Origin of the sequence: Acetanaerobacterium elongatum, assembly GCF_900103835.1 — a bacterium.
Classification (GTDB): domain Bacteria; phylum Bacillota; class Clostridia; order Oscillospirales; family Ruminococcaceae; genus Acetanaerobacterium; species Acetanaerobacterium elongatum.
This window is the reverse complement of sequence record NZ_FNID01000001.1, coordinates 46,325-67,032: the sequence shown is the minus strand read 5'-3', so window position 1 is coordinate 67,032 and position 20,708 is coordinate 46,325. Positions and strand designations below refer to the sequence as shown.

Sequence of the window (20,708 nt, the reverse complement as noted above, 5' to 3'; positions counted from 1 at the left end):
AAACGGGCTGCGGTGAATTTTCTGCCGCAGCCCGTTTATTTAATGTTTTTCTTCTATATTTTTAACAAGTTCAGTTAACGCTATTGTTAAAGCAGTTTGCATCATATCCGGTAAGGCTTTTTCAATAGCCCGGCAGCGGGCAATAGCGGCATCTTGTGCATCAAGTCCTGTAGTTGAGCGAATGAATTCCGCGTCAACCTTATTTTGAAAAGTAACGATAGCTTGGACACAGGCATTTTCAACTATACTGTCGATGCTCATTGTACGCACTTCCATTAATAATTCTGTGCACGCTTCTCAAAGTAAGCCTTCGGGTGGTCGCAGATTGGGCATTTCTCCGGCGCATTCTTGCCGTAGTAAACATGGCCGCAGTTTAAGCAAATCCAGCATACTTCCTCATCCTTGGCAAATACGGTGGAATTCTCTACGTTGCTTAGCAGGGCAAGGTAACGGGCCTCGTGCTCCTTCTCAATCTTCGCTACGCCCTCAAACAGATAGGCGATACGGTCAAAGCCCTCCTCGCGGGCCTCCTTGGCAAAGTTAGCGTACATATCGGTCCACTCGTAGTTCTCACCGGCGGCGGCATCCTTCAGGTTGGTGGCAGTGTCGGCAACGCCGTTGTGCAGCAGCTTAAACCAGATCTTCGCGTGCTCCTTCTCGTTGTTGGCGGTTTCGGTAAACAGCGCAGCAATCTGCTCGTAGCCTTCCTTTTTTGCCTGAGATGCGAAGTATGTATATTTGTTTCTGGCCTGCGACTCTCCGGCAAACGCGGTCATCAGATTTTTTTCGGTTTTTGTACCCTTCAGTTCTTTCATGTTGATACCTCTTTCGTTATATATTTTAGATAAAGGAATTATGTAAACCTCCTGTTGAAGAAGGCTTATTACTGTTAGGCTTAACTGTTATTTTCTTTAACTTCGGCGCAGCTTTGGCAGGTTCCGTAGATAACCAGATTGTAAGAGGAAACGGTAAACCCACTTTGTGTGTAAACCTCTTCCGCCAGATGATCCAGCTGACTTAAATCAATATCCAAAACCTCGCCGCACTGCTCGCATACCATGTGAAAATGCGGGCGCAGGGTGCCGTCGAATCGGTCACTGCCGTTTGGCATGCCAATTTTTATAATACGCCCCTCATTGGCAAAGGTGTTCAGGTTGCGGTATACGGTTGCAAGGCTTAAGCCGGGATTTTCGGGCTTGAGCAGGTGGTAGATATAGTCTGCTGTGGGGTGGCAGCGGTTCTGCATCACGGCGTTATATATCAGGGCTTTCTGTTTGGTATTCTTCATCTTTGCACCAACTAATAATAATTATTATTATCATTATTCACATTATAGCTGGCTTAAAAGTCTTTGTCAATAAGTTGTTATAATAAATTTTATCATTTGCATATGGATAGTAGAATGAATTATAATGGGTGAAGCGCACTATATATATAATTTACCGCTATAATCGGGTTCACCGATTACAGCAAACCCCGTATTAAGATTCATACGCGGCCTCGTTATTTCTGGCACCGTATGAGCATATGATTTTAAAGGATTGGAAGTTATAAACATGAGGCATATTAAAATGATTGTTGTTACTGTTGCAGTACTGTTGCTGCTCACATCCTGTACCTATGGTCTTACAGACGGTTCAAGCAGTACTCAGCCGGATGTATCGCAGGAGGTCTCATCATCGGTGAGCAGTGCGCTTCCAGAAACCAGTGCGGCAGAAAGTGCGGCAGTATCATCCCAAACAGACAGCAAGCCTGCCGAAAGCAAGGCAGGCAGCAGTTCAGAGGAGGCTGTGCCCGTGAATGCAGGGGATAAGTGGAACCTGATACTGGTCAATCGCGCACACCCACTGCCGGAAAGCTTTAAGGTAGACCTTTCAGAGATTAAGGGCAGCGCCTATGATGTTGATTCCCGGGTGGTAGAGAATCTTGATGATATGCTGGCGGCGGCGAAGAAGGACGGCATGAAGTTACAGGTAATCTCGGCTTATCGCAGTGTTGCGAAGCAAAAAACCTTGTACAGCCAAAAGGTATCTGAATATGTCAAGCTGGGTTATAGCCAGAAGGATGCAGAGGCTGAGGCCGCAAGGTGGGTGGCTGTTCCCAACACCAGCGAGCACCATACCGGGCTTGCAAGCGATATTGTTGGTGTAGAGTGGTACCAGAAGCATGGCGACCTGGACGATACCTTTGACCAGACCGAGGAGTTTAAGTGGTTGATAAGTCATTGCACCGAGTATGGCTTTGTACTGCGTTATCCAAAGGATAAGCAGGATATTACCGGCATTACCTACGAGCCGTGGCATTACCGTTATGTGGGTAAAGAAACTGCCGAGTATATGACCAAAAACAACCTCTGCCTTGAAGAATACTGGGAGAAACAATAAACCAAACCGAAGCCGCGGCTAACCCCGCGGCTTCGGTTTGCCTTTACTTGGTTTTACTTTTTTCCCTCTTGCTTATTTTATAAAGTGTACTATAATACTACTATCACACTCATTTTGATATTTATTAATGCAGATAAGCCCCTTTTAGCTTGGAGCTTTTTGATTTAGGCTGATTACGGAAAGGATATAGATTCTATGAATATATTGATTGTCGGCTGCCGTAAGGTTGGTTCCCGTCTTGCGAGTACGCTTTCCGCCGAAGGACACACCGTTTCGGTTGTGGACAGGGACCCCCGCAGCTTTGATGCGCTTGACAATGATTTTGACGGATACACCGTTTCGGGTATTCCGATTGACGAGGATGTGCTTAAAAACGCGGGAATCGAAGCCTGCGACGCGATAGCGGCAGTTACGCCGGACGATAACATCAACATTATGGTGTGCCAGATTGCCAAGGAGCTGTTTCATGTTCCCACTGTGCTCACCCGCATCTACGACCCTGCCCGGCAGGAGATTTTCGCCAGCTTCGGTATCAGCACCGTATGCTCCACCAACCTTACGGTAAATGCGGTAAAGTCTGCGCTGGTGGGAAGTGCCGACAGCCAGCATCAAACCATCGGGTCTTCTACGATTAGCTATTCCACCATCCCGGTTCCGAAAAGCTATGTGGGAAAAACGCTCGAATCACTTGAAAATGATTCAGAGGAGATGCTGTTTGCGGTAATGCATGAGAACCGCTCGCTGAACCTTGCAGCAAACGGAAAATATGTGCTGCAAGCCACCGATAAGCTTGTTTACGCCAAGATAATCGATTAGCGTATAGGGTTATAGAATCGTAAACCTCTAAGCCGGTTTTCGAACGGTACAACGTGCCCCGGCGATTTGTAAAGAAAGGTATGGACTTGAAATATGATCGTAATTGTAGTAGGCGGAGGAAAGGTTGGTTATTACCTTTCCAAAACCCTGTTGGAACACGGCCATGAGCCTAGAATTATAGAAATTAACCGAGATCTCTGCCAAAAATGTGCCAACGACCTGGATATTCCCGTAATTATTGGCGACGGCACCACCATCAAGTCTTTGGGTGAGGCGGGTGCCGACGAGGCGGATGCGCTTATCTGCGTAACCGGTAAGGATGAGGATAACCTGGTGGCCTGCGAGCTGGGCAAGCGGGTATATAATATCAAGCGTACCGTTGCACGTGTTAACAACCCCAAGAATGCGTCTATTATGAAGCGTTTGGGCGTAGATATCCCCATCAGCAGCACCGATAATATCGCACGTCTGCTTGAGCGTGAGGTGGATTCCGCCGCCATTAAGAACCTGATGTCGCTCAACCGCGGCGAAACCTCTCTCTCAGAGATTGCGCTGCCCGCCGATTTTAAGTACAGCGGTAAAACCCTTGCCGAGATTCATCTGCCCGAAGATTCAGTGATTGTATCCATCTCGCGCAACGACCAGATCATTATCCCCCGCGGCAGTACCGTTCTGCAGGCGGGCGATCACATCATCACGATCACCAAGGATAACACACTACACGAATTAAGCCGCCAGCTGGGGCTGTAATTGCCCGGTTAAGGATTGGCTGCATGGATATTGTCATCAGAGAAGCCATAAAGGTTGACCTTGCCGGGGTTCTTGCAGCTGTATGCACAGCCGGATATGGACAGCGGCAGGGTCAGCGCCACGGCGTCAGCTTCGTGGTTGAGCCGCATTAACAACAAAAAACACTTGACAATTCTGCGAGTAAGTAGGATAATATTTTGTGCGACGCGACAATGTTTTGAATACTTTATTGACATATGCAGGTGTAGTTTAGTGGTAAAACATCAGCTTCCCAAGCTGAGGTTGTGGGTTCGATTCCCATCACCTGCTCCAAAACATACAACATGAAAAAGCCATCCGCTGAAATCAGCGGTGGCTTTTTCATTGCCCAAATGTAATCTTATTTCCCCAAATCCCCCCTAAGATAAGGACACAATGCTATTGAACAATTCATCCTTTCATCTTGGCAAACAATGGTTAAATAATGTAAAAATGTTGGAAAGAAGGCGCTTGTTATGTTTTGTCCCAAATGTGGTACGGCCAATCCTGATGACGCACAATTTTGTCAAAAATGCGGTCAATCGTTTGCTAAAGGAGCGGTAGTTGTTCCGGATCAACCTACTCCCATTAAAACCAGATGGTATAAAAAGAGTTGGTTAACGATACTGCTACTGATTTTATTCTATCCAGTCGGTCTTATACTGATGTGGTTATTCCAAAAGAAATGGAATATCGTTGTTAAGATTATTATTTCTTGTATATGCGGACTATTGTTAATAAGTACATTTTTAGGTAGTCTTCAACATAATGACAATCCTACGGTTGCAAGTTCAAAGGCCCCGGCTGAGGTTAGTTCTGTAGCGAATGAAAGTTCTTCTTCGGCTGCACAAGCCAGCAGCAAAGTATCCTCTGCTGCTTCAGAGCAAAGCAGTAAGGCCTCTTCTTCCGCTCCGAAATCAAGCAGTGTAGCATCCTCAAAGCCTGAATCGTCAAAAGCGGTTGCACCTGTTCGATATGAAGCGAAGTTAAGCAATGGTCATTATACCGCAGGTATCGATTTTCCTGCCGGCGTATATAATATAAAAGCAGTATCCGGCGGCGGCAACGTGTCATCCAGCAACATGTATGACGGTGGTTTAAACGCCGTTATGGGGGTGGCTGAAAAGGGTGACATGTACCAGCAGGAATATTCCAACATAGAGTTACCCGAAAACACGGTATTATCCATTTCCGGTGTGGTTATTAACATAGTCAGCGAGAACCCCTCTACTGCTCCATTAAAAAAGAGGGAACAGCCCAATACAAAGGAAATCTCACTTGGTAACGGCAATTTTACAGCAGGGAAGGACTTTCCGGCTGGTGTTTATGATGTTATTGCTGTATCCGGTGCAGGAAATGTATCCTCCGATAATATGTACGAAGGCGGTCTGAACGCTGTAATGGGTACCTCAAGCGACGAGCTATATCAAAAGCAATTTAAAAACATTGAATTGAACACAGGCGTAAGATTGACAATTTCAGGCGTAAAGATTAAGCTCGTCCCCAGCAAGTAATGTAATTCTGCCGTGCTTCTTCACAAAATAAGACATAATAAATTGAATTTCTGCATATCAACCGCTCTTGAAAAATCAAGGGCGGTTAATCTTTTGTAATAGTATTTAAGTTTTCGGGTATCTTAATAGGAAAAGAACCCCGATTTACGGGTAGAATCATGTCTGGAAAGGCTGGTTGAAACTGATGACCTATATTAACCCGCGTGTGGAAGACCAATTCAACTCGCTGCCCTCAGAGCTGAAAAGCTATATTCTGCAGCGCGATGAGAAGATTAACACCATGGCTGACCTGTTAAGAATTCTGGAACAGATTTCAGAGGATGATGACGAACGGTTTATGAACTTTGATACCGTAGCCTCTGCCACCGACTGTACGGGGCTTATCCCCACACCGCCGATCTCGGAGGATGAGTGCGACTCCTATGTAGAGCTGTACAGGATCCACCAGCCGGATAATGACGTGAATAACGGCTTTCAGCAGGTTCATAAAGGCCCGGGAATATCCCAATAGCATTTTGCAAAAGAAAAAGGGGCACGGAGGAGAATCAACTCCCGTGCCCCTTGTCATTAATCTTTAATATTCGTATGAATTTTGACCGGAAGGGGAATATTCCTCATCGTCGCTATTATTAAAGTCAGAACCGCTGCTGTCCCTTAGCTTGAATTTTGCAATCATGGAATGCAGCGTTGCAGCCTGGCTGGAAAGCTCCTCGCTTGCTGCCGCACTTTCCTCTGCGGTTGCCGAGTTGTTTTGAACAACAGCCGAAACCTGCTCCAACCCCTGCGTGATCTGCGCAATCGCGGTAGCCTGTGCCGATGAAGCCTCATCAATTTTGTGTATGGCTTGTTCAACGAGCGCTGCCTTTTCCTGAACCGTGGTTAGATCCTCTGCGGTGCTCTGTGCGAGCTTTGATCCCTTAACCACGGCATGCCCGGATTGCTCAATAAGTGCGGTGGTCTGCTTGGCGGCCTCAGCTGATTTTGAGGCAAGGTTGCGTACCTCGTCTGCCACCACTGCAAAGCCCTTGCCGGCAGCACCCGCACGGGCGGCCTCAACCGCGGCATTGAGCGCGAGGATATTGGTTTGGAACGCGATGTCATTGATCATCTTGATAATCTTGCTGATTTCACGGGAGGATGCGTCAATCTCATCCATCGCCTCGAGCATTTCCTGCATGTGATCGGAGCTTTGCTGTACGCCTGCACCTGCATTAGCAACAAATTCGCTCGCATGTCTTACATTTGCAGCGTTCTCGCGTACCTGATTCAGCACATCGGCAATGGTTGCTGAAAGCTCCTGCAGCGAGCTGGCCTGCTCGGTGGCACCCTCAGAAAGCGCCTGCGCACCGCTCGATACCTGCCCGGAACCTGCACTCACCTGCTCGGCGGAGGTATTTATCTTACCCAGAATCAGGTTAAGGGAGTTTAAAATGGTCTCCATCGCATCCTTGATCGGTGTAAAATCGCCGACATATTCCTGTGTAATCTCCGCAGAGATATCGCCGGAAGCAATCCTTTTTAGCTGGGCTGTGATATCATCCACATACAGGTCAAGTGTTGCAACGGTTGACTGCAGCGCACGGGATAGTTCACCTACCTCATCCTGTGAGGAATAAGTAATACTCTCCACCTTCAGGTTGCCCCGCGAAAGCTCTTTTGCAAGCTTAGACATCCGCTGCAGCGGAACGGTAACTGTCTTGCGGGTAGTAAGTATATTGAAAAAGATCAGCAGTGCCGTGATTACGGAAACGGAAATAAAGATAATCAACGTAATGAGCAGCTCGGTATTTTTTACATCAGCGATAGGCTTTCCCGCAAAGAAGATACCGAAGACCTCGCCCTTGGAATTCATCATCGGTTCATATCCTGCATAATAGGGTAACCCCAGCACCTTGGCCTCTTTATAGTAAGAATGTTTTTGGTTTATTACCACATTGGCAATCTTAGGGTCAAGCTTTGTGCCGGTTTGACGTTTACCGTCGACCTGTATGGTGGTGTTCAGGCGCTCATCGTTTAAAAACAGGGTAAAGTCAGTTCCGGTAATATTTTTCAGGTTGTCTACAAATTCAGGCTTTGTGAGGTCGTATCCGGTGGAGATTACCGCAATAATCGCACCGCTTGGGTCGATTACCGGGGCAGCCGCACGTACAGAGAGCTTGATCTCGGTGCCCTTTTCCAGATACGCGGCAGACTTACCGCCTAAAGCATCCGCAATGTTCTGCTGGTTGGCGACCGAATCGCCAATTTTATCGCTGTGGGTTCTGGCCAGTACGGTCCCCTTTCCATCGGTTATTGTTACAAAATCGGTGTTGCCGCCAAATTCACGCATTGCGGAGGTCATCACGTTTACAATAGAGGTTCGGTTACCGCTCTGTATAGCCGTTTTCACATTGTCGGCTTGTGCAAGTTCGTCAACCAATTTTAAGGCGCTGCTTTTATATTCATCGGTTTTCGCAGTTAACGCCTTCAGGGCATTTTGCGTCTCCCCTTGAAGAACATCGTCTAAAATAATGTTGAGACCTATGTACATACCGGCAACGGAAAAAACAGCAGTCGCCAGAATGCTGATAAGTGCGAGAATTGCCAGCTTAGCTGAGATGCTTTTCATTTTCATAAGGCGTACCTCCGGATAAAACTACAGGTGTTATTGCATAGTTTTACTATAGAATTGTATATTTTAATAGCTTTTTATGTAATAACCACATTATATCATATAATTCGAGAAATGTTTACACAAAATTGGGTAAATGTTCTACAATATTTAAGTCGATTCGTGCCGAAAATAGAGAAAGCAATTCATAGAGAATGATGTATGTAATACGCGCGCAACCACGCCATTTCTGGCTTTTCTCTCTCTGCGACAGCTCATGCATTTTCATAAACTACACTTACAAAAAGCAAACCGATAATAAAAAATTCCGCTGAACTTTTTATTATCGGCGTATATAATAGGCAATTTTAGGTGTTTGTTCCGCTACAAAGAAATATCAACTCTTGTATAGCCTTGCTCCTTTAATTTTGATAGGCTTAAAATATACGGCTTCTCTGCGAAAGCTTCCGGTTTCTGCTCGGGCAGCTCGGCATAGGGAACACCGGTAAAGCTGCAACAGCCTTTTACAATACACCGGCAGATTGCGTCCAGCTTCTCGTCAAAGAGCTTGTTATCCTGTGCGTTGGTGAGAAAACCAATCTCGAGCAGCATACTGGGCATGTCGGTGTCGCGGTTTACGGCGTAATCCGCGGAAGTATTGTTGCGGTAGCCCAGCTTAACACCGCGGTTTTTCAGCCCCAGAGGTTCAATCTGCTCCAGAATATTCCCTGCCCACTGAATATAGCGGAGCGGGGCCTTGGAATGCAGCCATATTTCACAGCCGTTCGCACTCGTATCTACGGCACCGTTGCGATGGCAGGAGAGGTAGATGCTGCAATGCTCTTTGTTTGCCAGCGCTGTGCGGTTTGCAAGGATGATGGAGCTGTCATCCTTGCGTGTTAGAACCGTCTCCCAACCCTGAGCAAGAAACTGGCTGTTCAGCAGAAGTGCCAGCTTAAGGTTATCGCTTTTCTCGGTGCGGGCACCGCTAACCGAGCCGGGATCGTTGCCGCCGTGCCCCGGGTCGATGCAAACCTTCGGCAAAGGCTATTCCTCCTTTTTAGGCTGCTTGATGGCGGCTTCGTTAAAGTAAACGCTGCCTGCGGCGCAGAGCACCCCCTGTGTAAGGCCGGTAAACACTGCGAGCAGTACATCCTGAAACCCTGCTACGGCGGTCGTAGCCAGCACCCAGATGATTGCAAGCACAATTCCGATGCCGCCAAGGCTGATGGGAATGTATTTGTCTTTAATGTTTTCCGACTTTTTTAACCCCAACCCTATAAAATACAAAACGGGAATGAGTATCAGCAGTTCCGGTTTAATAAACGAGGTGTAATCACTCATCTGCAGTCCTCCTTCAGTTCGTCAATTCGGCTGTGCGCCGATTTCGTACTTTCCTCTAACTTATATAATCGTTCTATGACATTATTATGCTTATCAAGCTTTTGCTCAAGGTACTTTATTTTTGCTTGGAATTGGCCGAAAACTACCCCGAACGATACGGCGTAGATGATAATTTGTATCCAGAATTCTACACTAAGCTGCGTCATAATTTTTACAACCTTGCCTTTCCTGTGAAGTGTGATGATTTTAACGGTTTGATCTGCCGGACCTTAGCTTTCAAATTTCGTCTCTTACTAACAAGATATTCACTCAACCGCCTTTTTGTTATGAAGTTATTCCGTCATTTTTGCTCATCCCCCTCATTGTCTGCAGCCTCTTATTTCTAGAGTGAAAAGGCAGCCTAGTTGCATAATTTTCAGCTGCCGATGCTAAAAATATTTATTAAAAAACCGAGATGTTTTTGTGATATAATAAGTACCATGAAGTCATAATAAAGGCAGGGAAAAGCATGAAGGAGTCTAAAAGGGTCTGTGAATCAAAGACCGAACAGATACAAATCTTGATGCCGGAGCACATCAACGGCTACAACCGTTTGTTTGGCGGTAAGCTGGTGGAATGGATTGACGTAGTAGCCGCAGTGGTAGCACGCAGACATTCCAACTGTAATGTAACTACCGTAACCATCGACAATCTGCAATTCAAGGCACCTGCCTATGTAAACAGCACGGTGGTACTGATTGGCAAAATCACCTATGTGGGCAATACCTCAATGGAGGTTCGGGTAGATACCTACACCGAATACCTTTCAGGTGAAAAGAAGCTGGTGAACACCGCCTACCTTGTGATGGTGGCACTGGATGAAAATGAGCATCCGGTTCAGGTTCCGGGGTTAATAATTGAAACCGATGAGGAAAGGCAGGAGTGGGAGGCGGGCAAAAAACGCTGTGAGCTTCGCAAGCAGCGCAGGATAGAATTGTTTTAGGGAATGCTGTTTTAGAAGATAACTTAAAAAGCAGAGAGCCTCGGGTCGCCCCGAGGCTCTCTGCTTAAGTGGCAGTGCTTTTATGATTAGAGAATAGGAAGATGTTAGCGGTTTAAATCAAGCGGCCAATGAAGCGGTGCTTGAAGTTGGTGGGGTGCTGCTTGTAGTGGAGGTTGTTGAGGAGGTATTACTCACTGTGTTACTGCTCGCCGAAGCGGAGGATACCTCGGAGGAAGCGTTTTCCTGCTCGTTTGAGGTGACATCCACAAGGGGCTCCAGCTCCTTCGCCGTCATGGCGAGCTGATAGCGACCCTCCAGATGCAGATCGTAACGGATTTTACCGTTTGTGGTAAAGGCGACACCGTCAAACGGTACGCGGGTTGAGGTTAATTCGTTCAAAAGTTTGCGGCAGGCGGCGGTGAATGCCTCGGTGGAAGGGTATTCATTATATAAGGTAACATTGATATTTACAAGATCCTCGCCGGTAAGCTGCCTGTAGGTCATATCCTTCTCCAGCTCCGGACGTTCGAGGTTAATGTGAATATCAACATCCGAAATCTTTTCAACGGCGCTCAGCTTATCGTAGCATAGGTCGTAAACCTCGTTTTGCAGTCGTTTTTCAGTATATTCCCGGTTTGGACCCCAATTCTTAAAAATAGTAGGAATCCCCGCAAGCGACAGAGAGAATACGATTAAAATAAAGCACACAAACATGCTTAAAAAGTCGTACTGCAGGTGGCTGTTTTTCTGAAAGATGGCATAGACGAGAATTTCAATGCCCAGCAGGATGAGAATTGCGGGGGTATAGCGGATAATCTGGTAGATATCGAGCCCAGGGTTGATGATTGCATAGATGGTCAGTGCGCCTGCACCAATCAGGCTGGCGCCCATGGTAAATACCCCTACACGGCGCACAGGCTTCTGTACGGGTGCGTTATAAACCGGGGGCGGCGGTGCAACAGGCGGCTGATAGCCGGGGGTTTCATTACTCATTGCTGTTTGCCTCCAAATTCGGTGATGTCATCGTCAGGGGTTGCGGCGGGAATAGCAGCATCCTTTTTACCCTTAATCAGCACAACGCCAAGCAGGATAACCGCAATTGCCACAATCAGTGTGGGCAGGTTGCGCACAAAGACATACAGTGAGGGAATCGTATCCTGAATCGTCTGAATATATGGCTTCACAAACGCCTCAAACAACATTGCAAACCCAATAAATATACAAACTCCGCCCACAATGGCATGACGCTTTTCAAAAACTCGTGGCCACTGGCCCTGTAGAGCGTCGCTGAAGTTCATAAAGGTCTTGTCGTCCATTTGCTTGAGTGTTTCGGGGTAGAGCATCTTTACATTGTGAACATGGAAGAAGGAATAAAACCATATAACGGGCAGAACAAACATTAAAACATCTATGTTCAGCCAGTTTGCAAAGAAAGCAATGCCGAAAAAGGCACTCATCAGTGCGATACCTGTCTTCATCATGCCAAGGTACATTTCGCCTGCGCCGGGCAGCAGGGAGCAGATAAAAATTAAAAAGCTATTCTTTCTCACTGGAGGAAGCTCCTTTCGTTTGGGGTTTTGCGGTATCTATATTTTTAAAAAAGGATGAAAAACCTTTTGAAATACTTTCTTTCCACTCATCCATCTTCACCGTAACCGAAGCGGAGGTGGAGGCTACAGAGGAAACAAGCTGATTGTTGGCGTTAATGTAATCAAAGCTGAACGCGCCGCATCCCCAAAGGGTGATTGCCAGGCACGCGGCTACGGCCACGCGTGCATAGCGGTTAAAGAATATGGTGCGCGCCTTATGCTTGATTCGGCCCATAATCTGATGCACCTGCGATTGCGGCGGAGAAACCAGTGTGCTGTCGGTAAGAAGAAGGGTATAGTCTGAAAGACATTTGTCACAGAACGAAAGATGTTCAGAGATTTCAAGGCGGGTAAGCTCATCCAGCGGCTCCAGTTTGGCGGTTGCCTTCAGCGCTTGTGGGGTAAGGTGGCCGTCTTCGTTAAAAAAGTCACACATCACATAGTTCTCCTTTCAGCATAGTTTGCAGGGCAAGCTTGGCTCGGTAAAGCTGCGTTTGCACCGTTTTTTTGGGGCGCCCCAATAAAACGGCTATCTCGTCAGGGCTTTTTTCCTCAAGAAAGAACATTACCGAAACCTTTAAGTAGGGCTCCTTCAGGGTATAAATCTTATCCCGGATATACTGTTCCTGCTCTTTGGAAAGCGTAATGTCGTCGGGTGAACGTTCAATCGAGACGACATCCTCGCCTACGGGCTCGTCACTCAGCGCGGTGTGCCGGTAGTAGGCACTTTTCAGATAATCCTTCGCCTTATTGGTGGCGATACGTGCCAGCCACGGCTTCAGGTTTGCCTGATCACAGTTGTCGATGTGGTTGTAAGCCGAGATGAAGGTTTCTTGTGTCAGGTTTTGGGCCTCGTGATAATCCCGCACAAGCTGGTAGCAAACGGTGAAGACGAGCTTCTCGTACTGCACAACCACTGCATTAAAGTTTTCGTTTGTCATGAGTGCCCGCATTCACCTGCCTTAAAAGCTTTCAGTCATATAACGATAACAAACTGAAAGCGACTTCAAAAATGAATTAAAAAAATAAAAGATGTTTTGAAACGGTATATTTTGCCAATAATAGAGCGTATTGGCCTTTCGCCTTCGACGTTTCAAAATTTAATTCTGAACTTTTCGTAAATAAAAAATCTCCCGCTGCGGCAGGAGAAGATACTATTTTAATCTATTAACGTGTTTTTTGGGCAACCTCAACAGAATATTGTGCTCAAAAGGCATAAAAAAATACTTTATTTTTATTGACACTCGCGCTTGTTGGTGTTACAATAATATACTGTATCATCATGCCTTACTATGCTTTTATGATATTTAATTATAGCATATGGGCCTAAATATTTCAATACAAATATGCAAAAACACTTGTTTACAGTTTTAGCCTGATAGTGTTTTGCGTGGCGATAAATGGTTAAAAAGATGAATGGAGTGAGCATATGGTAAATGTCAAAGAAGTGCACCTGGGCAAAAATGTCCGTATGAGCTTTGCCCATATTAATGAGGTACTGGATATGCCAAACCTCATCGAGGTGCAGAAGAACTCTTACAAGTGGTTTCTTGAGGAGGGATTAAAGGAGGTTTTTAATGACGTTTCATCCATCACCGATTATACCGGAAATCTGGTTTTAACCTTTGTTGACTATCGCTTAGAAGAGACGCCTAAATATAATGTAGAGGAATGCAAGGAGCGAGACGTTACCTTTGCGGCTCCCCTGCGTGTTACGGCGCGTCTGTTAAATAAAGAAACGGGCGAGGTTAAAGAGCAGGAGATCTTCATGGGCGATTTTCCGCTTATGACCGACAGCGGCACCTTTGTAATCAACGGTGCGGAGCGTGTTATTGTATCTCAGCTTGTTCGTTCGCCGGGTGTTTACTACGGCATGCAGTTTGATAAAACGGGCAAGAAGCTGTTCTCCTCCACCATGAACCCCAACCGCGGTGCATGGCTGGAGTATGAAACCGACCCGAATGATGTTTTTTATGTAAGAATTGATAAAAACCGCAAGATGCCCATCACTGTTTTCTTGCGTGCACTCGGCCTTGGCACCGATATGGAGATTATCAATCTCTTCGGGGAGGACGAGCGGATTCTCGCTACCATTCAAAAGGACAACACCAAGAACACCGAGGAGGCTCTGCTTGAGGTTTACCGCAAGCTGCGCCCGGGTGAGCCGCCTACGGTTGAAAGCGCGGTTTCCCATATCGACGGATTGTTCTTTGACCCCAGAAGATACGACCTTTCCCGTGTAGGCCGTTACAAATATAATAAGAAGCTGGCAATCAGCCGCCGTATCGCGGGCAAAAAGCTGTCTCAGCCGGTGGTAAACCCCCTTACCGGAGAGCTTTTGGCCGAGGCCGGCGAAACCCTTACCCGTGAAAAGTCTTGGGAGATCGAGGCCGCGGGCGTTAATACCGTATTTCTTGATATCGACGGCAAAGAGGTTAAGGTTATCAGCAACGGCATGGTAAACCTTAAAGACTTTGTTACCATCGATGCCGCTGCGCTCGGCATTTCCGAGAAGGTACGTTTTTCTGTGCTGCGCGAGATTCTGGATGCCGCGGCAAACGAAACCGTGCTGGCCGACATGATTAAGGAACGCATTGATGATCTTATCCCCAAAACCATCATCAAAGATGATATCTACGCGTCTGTAAACTATATTAATAACCTTGCCTATGAAATCGGCAACGTTGATGATATCGACCACCTAGGCAACCGCCGTATCCGTTCGGTTGGCGAGCTTTTGCAGAACCAGTTCCGCATCGGCTTTTCAAGAATGGAGCGTGTAATCCGTGAGCGCATGACACTGCAAGCGCAGGACATGGAGGTTGTTACCCCGCAGGCGCTTATCAACATCCGCCCCGTGGTAGCCGCTATCAAGGAGTTCTTCGGCTCCTCGCCTCTTTCGCAGTTCATGGATCAGACAAACCCCCTTGCCGAGCTTACGCATAAGCGCCGCCTTTCCGCACTCGGGCCGGGCGGTCTTTCCCGTGACCGCGCAGGATTCGAGGTTCGTGACGTACACTACAGCCACTATGGCCGCATGTGCCCGATTGAGACGCCTGAAGGCCCGAACATCGGCCTTATTTCCTACCTTGCAACCTTTGCCCGCATCAACGAGTATGGCTTTATCGAGGCACCCTACCGCCGCGTGGATAAAAAGACCGGGGTTGTTTTAGACGATGTTGTATATATGACCGCCGACGTCGAGGACGAGTATGTGGTGGCGCAGGCCAACGAGCCGCTAGACGAGATGCACCGTTTTGCGCGCGAGCAGGTTAATGCCCGCTACCGTGACCAGATTCTTGAGGTGGAGAAGAGCCGTGTAGATTACATGGACGTTTCGCCGAAGATGGTTGTGTCGGTTGCGACGGCCATGATCCCCTTCCTTGAGAACGATGATGCCAACCGTGCGCTGATGGGCTCGAACATGCAGCGCCAGGCAGTACCGCTGTTAAAAACCGAATCGCCGATCGTAGGTACCGGTATGGAATACAAGGCGGCGGTGGATTCCGGCGTTGCCGTGGTTTCGCGCCACGACGGCGTAGTGGAGCGTGTTTCGGCCAACGAGGTGTGTATCCGTACCTCCAACGGTTCGCTTGAAACCTATAAGCTCATCAAGTTCCTGCGCTCCAATCAGGGCACCTGCACCAACCAGCGCCCGATTGTCAACCGCGGTGAGCAGATTAAAAAGGGCCAGGTTATCGCCGACGGCCCCGCTACCAGCAACGGTGAAATCTCCCTCGGCAAGAATGCCCTCATCGGCTTTATGACGTGGGAAGGCTACAACTACGAAGACGCCGTGCTCATCAACGAAAAGATGGTGCGCGACGATGTATACACCTCCCTGCATATCGAGGAATACGAAACCGAGGCGCGTGATACCAAGCTTGGCGCCGAGGAGATTACCCGCGATATCCCCAACGTGGGCGACGAATCGCTCAAAGACCTTGACGACCGCGGCATCATCCGCATCGGCGCCGAGGTTCATGCCGGTGATATTCTGGTAGGTAAGGTTACCCCCAAGGGTGAAACCGAGCTTACCGCAGAAGAGCGGCTTTTACGCGCTATCTTCGGTGAGAAGGCGCGCGAGGTGCGCGATACCTCCCTGCGTGTTCCGCACGGCGAGTACGGCATCGTGGTAGACGTAAAGGTATTTACCAGAGATAATTGTGACGAATTAAGCCCCGGCGTAAACATGGTGGTTCGTGCCTACATCGCCCAGAAGCGTAAGATTTCCGTGGGCGATAAGATGGCGGGACGCCATGGTAACAAGGGTGTTGTTTCGCGTATTCTGCCGCAGGAGGATATGCCGTTCTTAGCCGACGGTACGCCGCTGGATATCGTGCTCAATCCCCTGGGCGTTCCTTCGCGTATGAATATCGGTCAGGTGCTGGAGGTTCACCTCGGCTATGCCGCCAAGGCGCTTGGCTGGAAGGTGATGACGCCGGTATTTGACGGTGCGCACGAGGCCGATATCCGCGATTGCTTAAAGGAGGCCGGTTACCGCGAGGACGGCAAGAGCATCCTTTACGACGGAAGAACGGGCGAGCCGTTCGATAACCCCGTTACGGTGGGTTATATGTACTTCTTAAAGCTGCACCATCTGGTTGACGATAAGATTCATGCCCGTTCCACCGGCCCGTACTCGCTGGTTACTCAGCAGCCGCTCGGCGGTAAAGCCCAGTTCGGCGGCCAGCGTTTCGGAGAGATGGAGGTTTGGGCGCTTGAGGCTTACGGCGCTGCCTATACGCTGCAGGAAATCCTCACCGTGAAGTCGGATGACGTGGTTGGCCGTGTAAAGACCTACGAAGCCATCGTGAAGGGGCAGAACGTGCCCAAGCCCGGCATCCCCGAATCCTTTAAGGTGCTTATCAAAGAGCTTCAGTCACTGGCACTTGATGTAAAGGTGCTGGATAAAGACGATAAAGAAATCGACCTCAAGCAGACCTTTGACGATGACGACGATGTCGGTTTAACCCCCATCGCGGATGTGCTGCCGGATGAGATGATGAACGAAGGCGGCGACCTGCCCGAAGGCTTTACGGAAGAAGAGCTGGACGACGACGATCTGCTTATGCCCGATGAGGAAGAGCCTGACGATATTCTGAGCGACTTCGGTCTGGATGATATCGGCTTGTCTGACGACAATGATTAAATAAGAAGAGGGGTCGCACATGGAATTTAATGTTTTCGAATCGATAAAGATCGGTCTGGCCTCACCGGATATCATCCGCGAGTGGTCCTACGGAGAGGTAAAAAAGCCCGAAACCATTAACTACCGCACGCTGAAGCCCGAACGTGACGGCCTTTTCTGCGAGCGTATCTTTGGCCCAACCAAGGACTGGGAGTGCCATTGCGGCAAGTATAAGCGCTTGCGTTACAAGGGTAAGATATGCGACCGCTGCGGCGTTGAGGTAACACGCGCAAAGGTAAGGCGTGAGCGCATGGGCCACATTGAGCTGGCGGCGCCCGTTTCGCATATCTGGTACTTCAAGGGTAATAAATCCCGCATGGGGCAGATACTCGACATCTCCTCCCGTTTACTCGAAAAGGTGCTGTATTTCGCTTCCTATATTGTAATAGACCCCGGCTTTACCCCGCTTGAGAAGGGGCAGCTGTTAAACGAAAAAGAATACCGCGACATGAAGGAGAAGTACGAGGACGAGTTCCGTGCCGGAATGGGTGCGGAGGCCATCAAGGAGTTACTGGCCGAAATCGACCTTGAAAAGCTTGCCGCGCAGCTGAAAGAGGAGCTGGAGACCACCGGCGGGCAGAAGAAGATTCATCTGCTTAAGCGCATTGAGGTGGTAGAGGCCTTCCGTCTTTCCGGCAACCGCCCCGAGTGGATGATCCTTGACGTGGTTCCGGTTATCCCGCCCGATATCCGCCCGATGGTTCAGCTCGACGGCGGACGTTTTGCCACCAGTGACTTAAACGATCTTTACCGCAGGGTAATCAACCGCAACAACCGTCTTGCAAGGCTGCTCGAGCTCGGTGCGCCCGATATCATCGTGCGCAACGAGAAGCGTATGCTGCAGGAGGCGGTAGACGCCCTGATTGATAACGGACGCCGCGGCAGGCCGGTAACCGGCCCCAACAACCGTCCGCTCAAATCCCTTTCCGATATGCTCAAAGGTAAGCAGGGCCGCTTCCGTCAGAACCTTCTGGGTAAGCGCGTTGACTACTCGGGCCGTTCGGTTATCGTAGTAGGGCCGGAGCTTAAGATGTTCCAGTGCGGCCTGCCCAAGGAGATGGCGCTGGAGCTGTTCAAGCCGTTTGTAATGAAGCGGCTGGTAGAGACGGGCGATGCCTCCAACATCAAAAACGCAAGAAAAACCGTAGAACGTGCAAACCCGCAGGTATGGGATGCACTGGAAACGGTAATTAAAGACCATCCGGTGCTGTTAAATCGTGCGCCGACACTTCACCGTCTGGGCATTCAGGCGTTCGAGCCGGTACTGGTAGAGGGCAGAGCGCTTAAGCTGCACCCGCTGGTATGTACCGCTTACAACGCCGACTTCGACGGCGACCAGATGGCTGTACACGTACCCCTTTCCGCCGAGGCGCAGGCTGAGGCCCGCTTCTTAATGCTTGCAGCCAACAACTTGTTAAAGCCCTCCGACGGCCGCCCCGTTGCGGTGCCTACGCAGGACATGGTGCTCGGTTCCTACTACCTCACCATGCTCAAGCCCGGCGAACCGGGTGAGGGCAAGGCATTCAGGAACGTAGCCGAAGCGCTGATGGCTTATTCCGAAAAAGCAATCGGTCTGCATGCGCAGATTAAGATTATGATGGAGAAAGAGATTGACGGCAAGCTGGTTCGCAAGCTGGTTGAAACCACCATCGGCCGTGTTATCTTCAATGAACCCATTCCGCAGGATCTTGGCTTTGTAGACCGTTCCAAGCCGGAAAACGCCTTTGAGCTTGAGGTATCCTTTAAGGTTGGCAAGAAGCAGCTTGGTAAGATCATAGAAAAGTGCATCAAGGTGCACGGTACGGCAAAGACCGCCGAGGTGCTTGATAAGATTAAGGCTCAGGGCTTTAAATACTCCACCCGCGGTGCTATCACTGTAGCGGTATCCGACGCCGTAATCCCGCCGCAGAAGAAGCAGCTGCTTGCAGACGCCGAGGCCGGTATCGCAACCATAACCCGCCGCTACCGCAGAGGTGAGCTTTCCAACAGCGAGCGTTACGAGCAGGTAATTAAAATCTGGAACGAAACCACCGAGAAGGTTTCTCAGGCGCTGCAGGATAACCTTGATGAGTTCAACCCCATCTTTATGATGGCCGACTCGGGCGCGCGTGGTTCAATCAACCAGATTCGTCAGCTCGCGGGTATGCGCGGCCTTATCGCCAACACCTCCGGTACCACCATCGAGATTCCGATTCGCGCAAACTACCGCGAAGGCTTAAACATTCTGGAATACTTCATCTCCTCGCGTGGTGCGCGTAAGGGCCTTGCCGATACCGCACTCCGTACCGCAGACTCCGGTTACCTTACCCGCCGCCTGGTAGATGTTTCGCAGGATGTTATCATCCGTCAGGAAGACTGCGGAACCCACGAGGGCATAGAGGTTTATGATATTAAAGAGGGCAACGGCCTGATTGAGGGCCTTGCCGAGCGCCTTAGCGGACGTTATCTTTCCGATGACTTTGTTGACCCGAAAACCGGTGCCGTTCTGGTAACCCGTGACAAGATGATGGACGACAAGGACGCCGAGAAGATTATTGCTACCGGCATCAAGCGTGTAAAGATACGCACCACCCTTACCTGTGAATCCAAGCACGGCGTATGCGCGCGCTGCTACGGCTCCAACCTCGCTAACGGCAAACCCGTTGCGGTGGGCGAGGCGGTAGGCATTATCGCGGCGCAGTCCATCGGTGAGCCGGGTACCCAGCTTACCATGCGTACCTTCCATACCGGCGGTATCGCGAGTGCCGAGGATATCACACAAGGTCTTCCCCGTGTAGAAGAGCTCTTCGAGGGCAGAAAGCCGAAGTACCTTGCCATCATCAGCGAGATTGCCGGCGAGGTAAGAATGGCTGAAATCAAGAAGAACAAGCATGTGGTTGTGTTTAACAGCGAAACGGGCGAAGAAAAGAGCTATCTTATCCCCTACGGCTCCAGAACCTGTGTGGAGGAGGGCGACATCGTGCGCGCGGGCGACCGCTTAACCGAAGGCTCGGTGAACCCGCATGATATCCTTGCCGTACAGGGTGCCGACGCGGTGCAGGATTACCTGATTGCCGAGGTGCAGAAGGTTTACCGTATGCAGGGCGTTGATATCAACGACAAGCATATCGAGGTTATCGTACGCCAGATGATGAAGAAGGTGCGCGTGGTAGACAGCGGCGACACCACCATGCTCCCCGGTACCCTGGTGGATAAGGCCGATGTTATAGCTGAGCAGCGGGCGCTTGAAGAGCGTGCCGCAAACGGCGAAACCTTCAAGGCACCTACCTACGAGCCGGTGCTCTTAGGTATCACCAAGGCCTCGCTCGCAACCGATTCGTTCCTTTCCGCCGCGTCGTTCCAGGAAACCACCCGCGTGCTTACCGAGGCTGCCATCAAGGGCAAGGTAGACCCGCTGCTTGGTTTGAAGGAGAACGTAATCATCGGCAAGCTAATCCCCGCAGGCACCGGCATGAACTGCTACGGAAACGTAGAGATCGTTCCCGGGGCCGAGGCATAAAGTATTGTTTAACACTGCGGGGGGCGCTCTG

At 49.4% G+C, this 20,708-nt stretch carries 19 protein-coding genes and 1 tRNA gene; 9 read left to right on the top strand and 11 right to left on the bottom strand.

What is annotated here, in order from left to right; translation table 11 throughout:
- Window positions 1-39 precede the first annotated feature (39 nt).
- From BLR50_RS00325 to BLR50_RS00315, 3 genes are all read right to left on the bottom strand, one after another.
- Window positions 40-261: a hypothetical protein gene (locus BLR50_RS00325; RefSeq protein WP_143008006.1), complete on the bottom strand. Its 222-nt coding sequence runs from the start codon at window positions 259-261 to the stop codon at window positions 40-42.
- 14 nt (window positions 262-275) lie between these two features.
- Window positions 276-815, bottom strand: a complete 540-nt coding sequence (gene rbr, locus BLR50_RS00320) for a rubrerythrin (protein WP_092637324.1) — start codon at window positions 813-815, stop codon at window positions 276-278.
- Between the two features lie 80 nt (window positions 816-895).
- Window positions 896-1,288 carry a Fur family transcriptional regulator gene (locus BLR50_RS00315; protein ID WP_092637323.1) on the bottom strand — a complete coding sequence of 131 codons (393 nt, stop codon included), beginning with the start codon at window positions 1,286-1,288 and terminating at the stop codon, window positions 896-898.
- Window positions 1,289-1,556: 268 nt separating this feature from the next.
- Here BLR50_RS00315 and BLR50_RS00310 point away from each other — a divergent pair, with 268 nt between their 5' ends.
- The 6 genes from BLR50_RS00310 (at window position 1,557) to BLR50_RS00285 (ending at window position 5,993) form a co-directional block, all read left to right on the top strand.
- A complete protein-coding gene (locus tag BLR50_RS00310; RefSeq protein WP_092637321.1) occupies window positions 1,557-2,384 on the top strand; it encodes a M15 family metallopeptidase in 828 nt (275 codons plus the stop codon).
- 195 nt (window positions 2,385-2,579) lie between these two features.
- Complete coding sequence (locus tag BLR50_RS00305; RefSeq protein ID WP_092637319.1) at window positions 2,580-3,200, top strand: potassium channel family protein; 621 nt, start codon at window positions 2,580-2,582, stop codon at window positions 3,198-3,200.
- 93 nt (window positions 3,201-3,293) lie between these two features.
- Window positions 3,294-3,950, top strand: coding sequence for a potassium channel family protein (locus tag BLR50_RS00300; RefSeq protein WP_092637317.1), 657 nt, complete (start codon window positions 3,294-3,296; stop codon window positions 3,948-3,950).
- Between the two features lie 238 nt (window positions 3,951-4,188).
- A tRNA-Gly gene (locus tag BLR50_RS00295) sits at window positions 4,189-4,262 on the top strand.
- Window positions 4,263-4,444: 182 nt separating this feature from the next.
- Window positions 4,445-5,482, top strand: a complete 1,038-nt coding sequence (locus tag BLR50_RS00290) for a zinc ribbon domain-containing protein (protein WP_092637315.1) — start codon at window positions 4,445-4,447, stop codon at window positions 5,480-5,482.
- Between the two features lie 184 nt (window positions 5,483-5,666).
- A complete protein-coding gene (locus tag BLR50_RS00285) occupies window positions 5,667-5,993 on the top strand; it encodes a hypothetical protein (protein ID WP_242871654.1) in 327 nt (108 codons plus the stop codon).
- 63 nt (window positions 5,994-6,056) lie between these two features.
- Here BLR50_RS00285 and BLR50_RS00280 read toward each other — a convergent pair whose 3' ends face one another.
- From BLR50_RS00280 to BLR50_RS00265, 4 genes are all read right to left on the bottom strand, one after another.
- The gene (locus BLR50_RS00280; RefSeq protein WP_092637313.1) at window positions 6,057-8,096 is read right to left on the bottom strand and encodes a methyl-accepting chemotaxis protein; all 2,040 of its coding nucleotides are present in this window, start codon (window positions 8,094-8,096) and stop codon (window positions 6,057-6,059) included.
- A gap of 360 nt (window positions 8,097-8,456) precedes the next feature.
- Entirely contained in the window at window positions 8,457-9,116 is a 660-nt protein-coding gene (locus BLR50_RS00275; protein WP_092637311.1) for an N-acetylmuramoyl-L-alanine amidase, read from the bottom strand.
- Window positions 9,117-9,119: 3 nt separating this feature from the next.
- Window positions 9,120-9,416, bottom strand: coding sequence for a phage holin family protein (locus tag BLR50_RS00270; protein WP_341465388.1), 297 nt, complete (start codon window positions 9,414-9,416; stop codon window positions 9,120-9,122).
- Complete coding sequence (locus BLR50_RS00265) at window positions 9,413-9,622, bottom strand: hypothetical protein (RefSeq protein ID WP_092637305.1); 210 nt, start codon at window positions 9,620-9,622, stop codon at window positions 9,413-9,415. Before BLR50_RS00265 ends, BLR50_RS00270 begins: the two co-directional genes overlap by 4 nt.
- 302 nt (window positions 9,623-9,924) lie before the next feature.
- On the opposite strand from BLR50_RS00265, the gene BLR50_RS00260 reads away from it, so the two are divergent.
- Window positions 9,925-10,398 (top strand): acyl-CoA thioesterase, encoded by a 474-nt coding sequence (locus BLR50_RS00260; protein ID WP_092637303.1) that lies wholly within the window; start codon window positions 9,925-9,927, stop codon window positions 10,396-10,398.
- 117 nt (window positions 10,399-10,515) lie between these two features.
- On the opposite strand, the gene BLR50_RS00255 is transcribed toward BLR50_RS00260, so the two are convergent.
- The 4 genes from BLR50_RS00255 to BLR50_RS00240 are packed head-to-tail and all read right to left on the bottom strand — an operon-like array spanning window position 10,516 to window position 12,928.
- Window positions 10,516-11,391 (bottom strand): hypothetical protein, encoded by an 876-nt coding sequence (locus BLR50_RS00255; protein WP_092637301.1) that lies wholly within the window; start codon window positions 11,389-11,391, stop codon window positions 10,516-10,518.
- Window positions 11,388-11,948: a hypothetical protein gene (locus tag BLR50_RS00250; protein ID WP_092637298.1), complete on the bottom strand. Its 561-nt coding sequence runs from the start codon at window positions 11,946-11,948 to the stop codon at window positions 11,388-11,390. The genes BLR50_RS00255 and BLR50_RS00250 overlap by 4 nt, the downstream gene beginning before the upstream one ends.
- The gene (locus BLR50_RS00245) at window positions 11,935-12,423 is read right to left on the bottom strand and encodes a hypothetical protein (protein ID WP_092637296.1); all 489 of its coding nucleotides are present in this window, start codon (window positions 12,421-12,423) and stop codon (window positions 11,935-11,937) included. Before BLR50_RS00245 ends, BLR50_RS00250 begins: the two co-directional genes overlap by 14 nt.
- Window positions 12,416-12,928 carry an RNA polymerase sigma factor gene (locus tag BLR50_RS00240; RefSeq protein ID WP_092637294.1) on the bottom strand — a complete coding sequence of 171 codons (513 nt, stop codon included), beginning with the start codon at window positions 12,926-12,928 and terminating at the stop codon, window positions 12,416-12,418. Before BLR50_RS00240 ends, BLR50_RS00245 begins: the two co-directional genes overlap by 8 nt.
- A gap of 488 nt (window positions 12,929-13,416) precedes the next feature.
- Here BLR50_RS00240 and rpoB point away from each other — a divergent pair, with 488 nt between their 5' ends.
- Both rpoB and rpoC read left to right on the top strand, forming a co-directional pair.
- On the top strand, window positions 13,417-17,139 hold the full coding sequence (gene rpoB / locus BLR50_RS00235; protein ID WP_092637293.1) for a DNA-directed RNA polymerase subunit beta: 3,723 nt from the start codon (window positions 13,417-13,419) through the stop codon (window positions 17,137-17,139).
- A 19-nt stretch (window positions 17,140-17,158) separates the two neighbouring features.
- On the top strand, window positions 17,159-20,677 hold the full coding sequence (gene rpoC / locus BLR50_RS00230; RefSeq protein WP_092637291.1) for a DNA-directed RNA polymerase subunit beta': 3,519 nt from the start codon (window positions 17,159-17,161) through the stop codon (window positions 20,675-20,677).
- Window positions 20,678-20,708 lie beyond the last annotated feature (31 nt).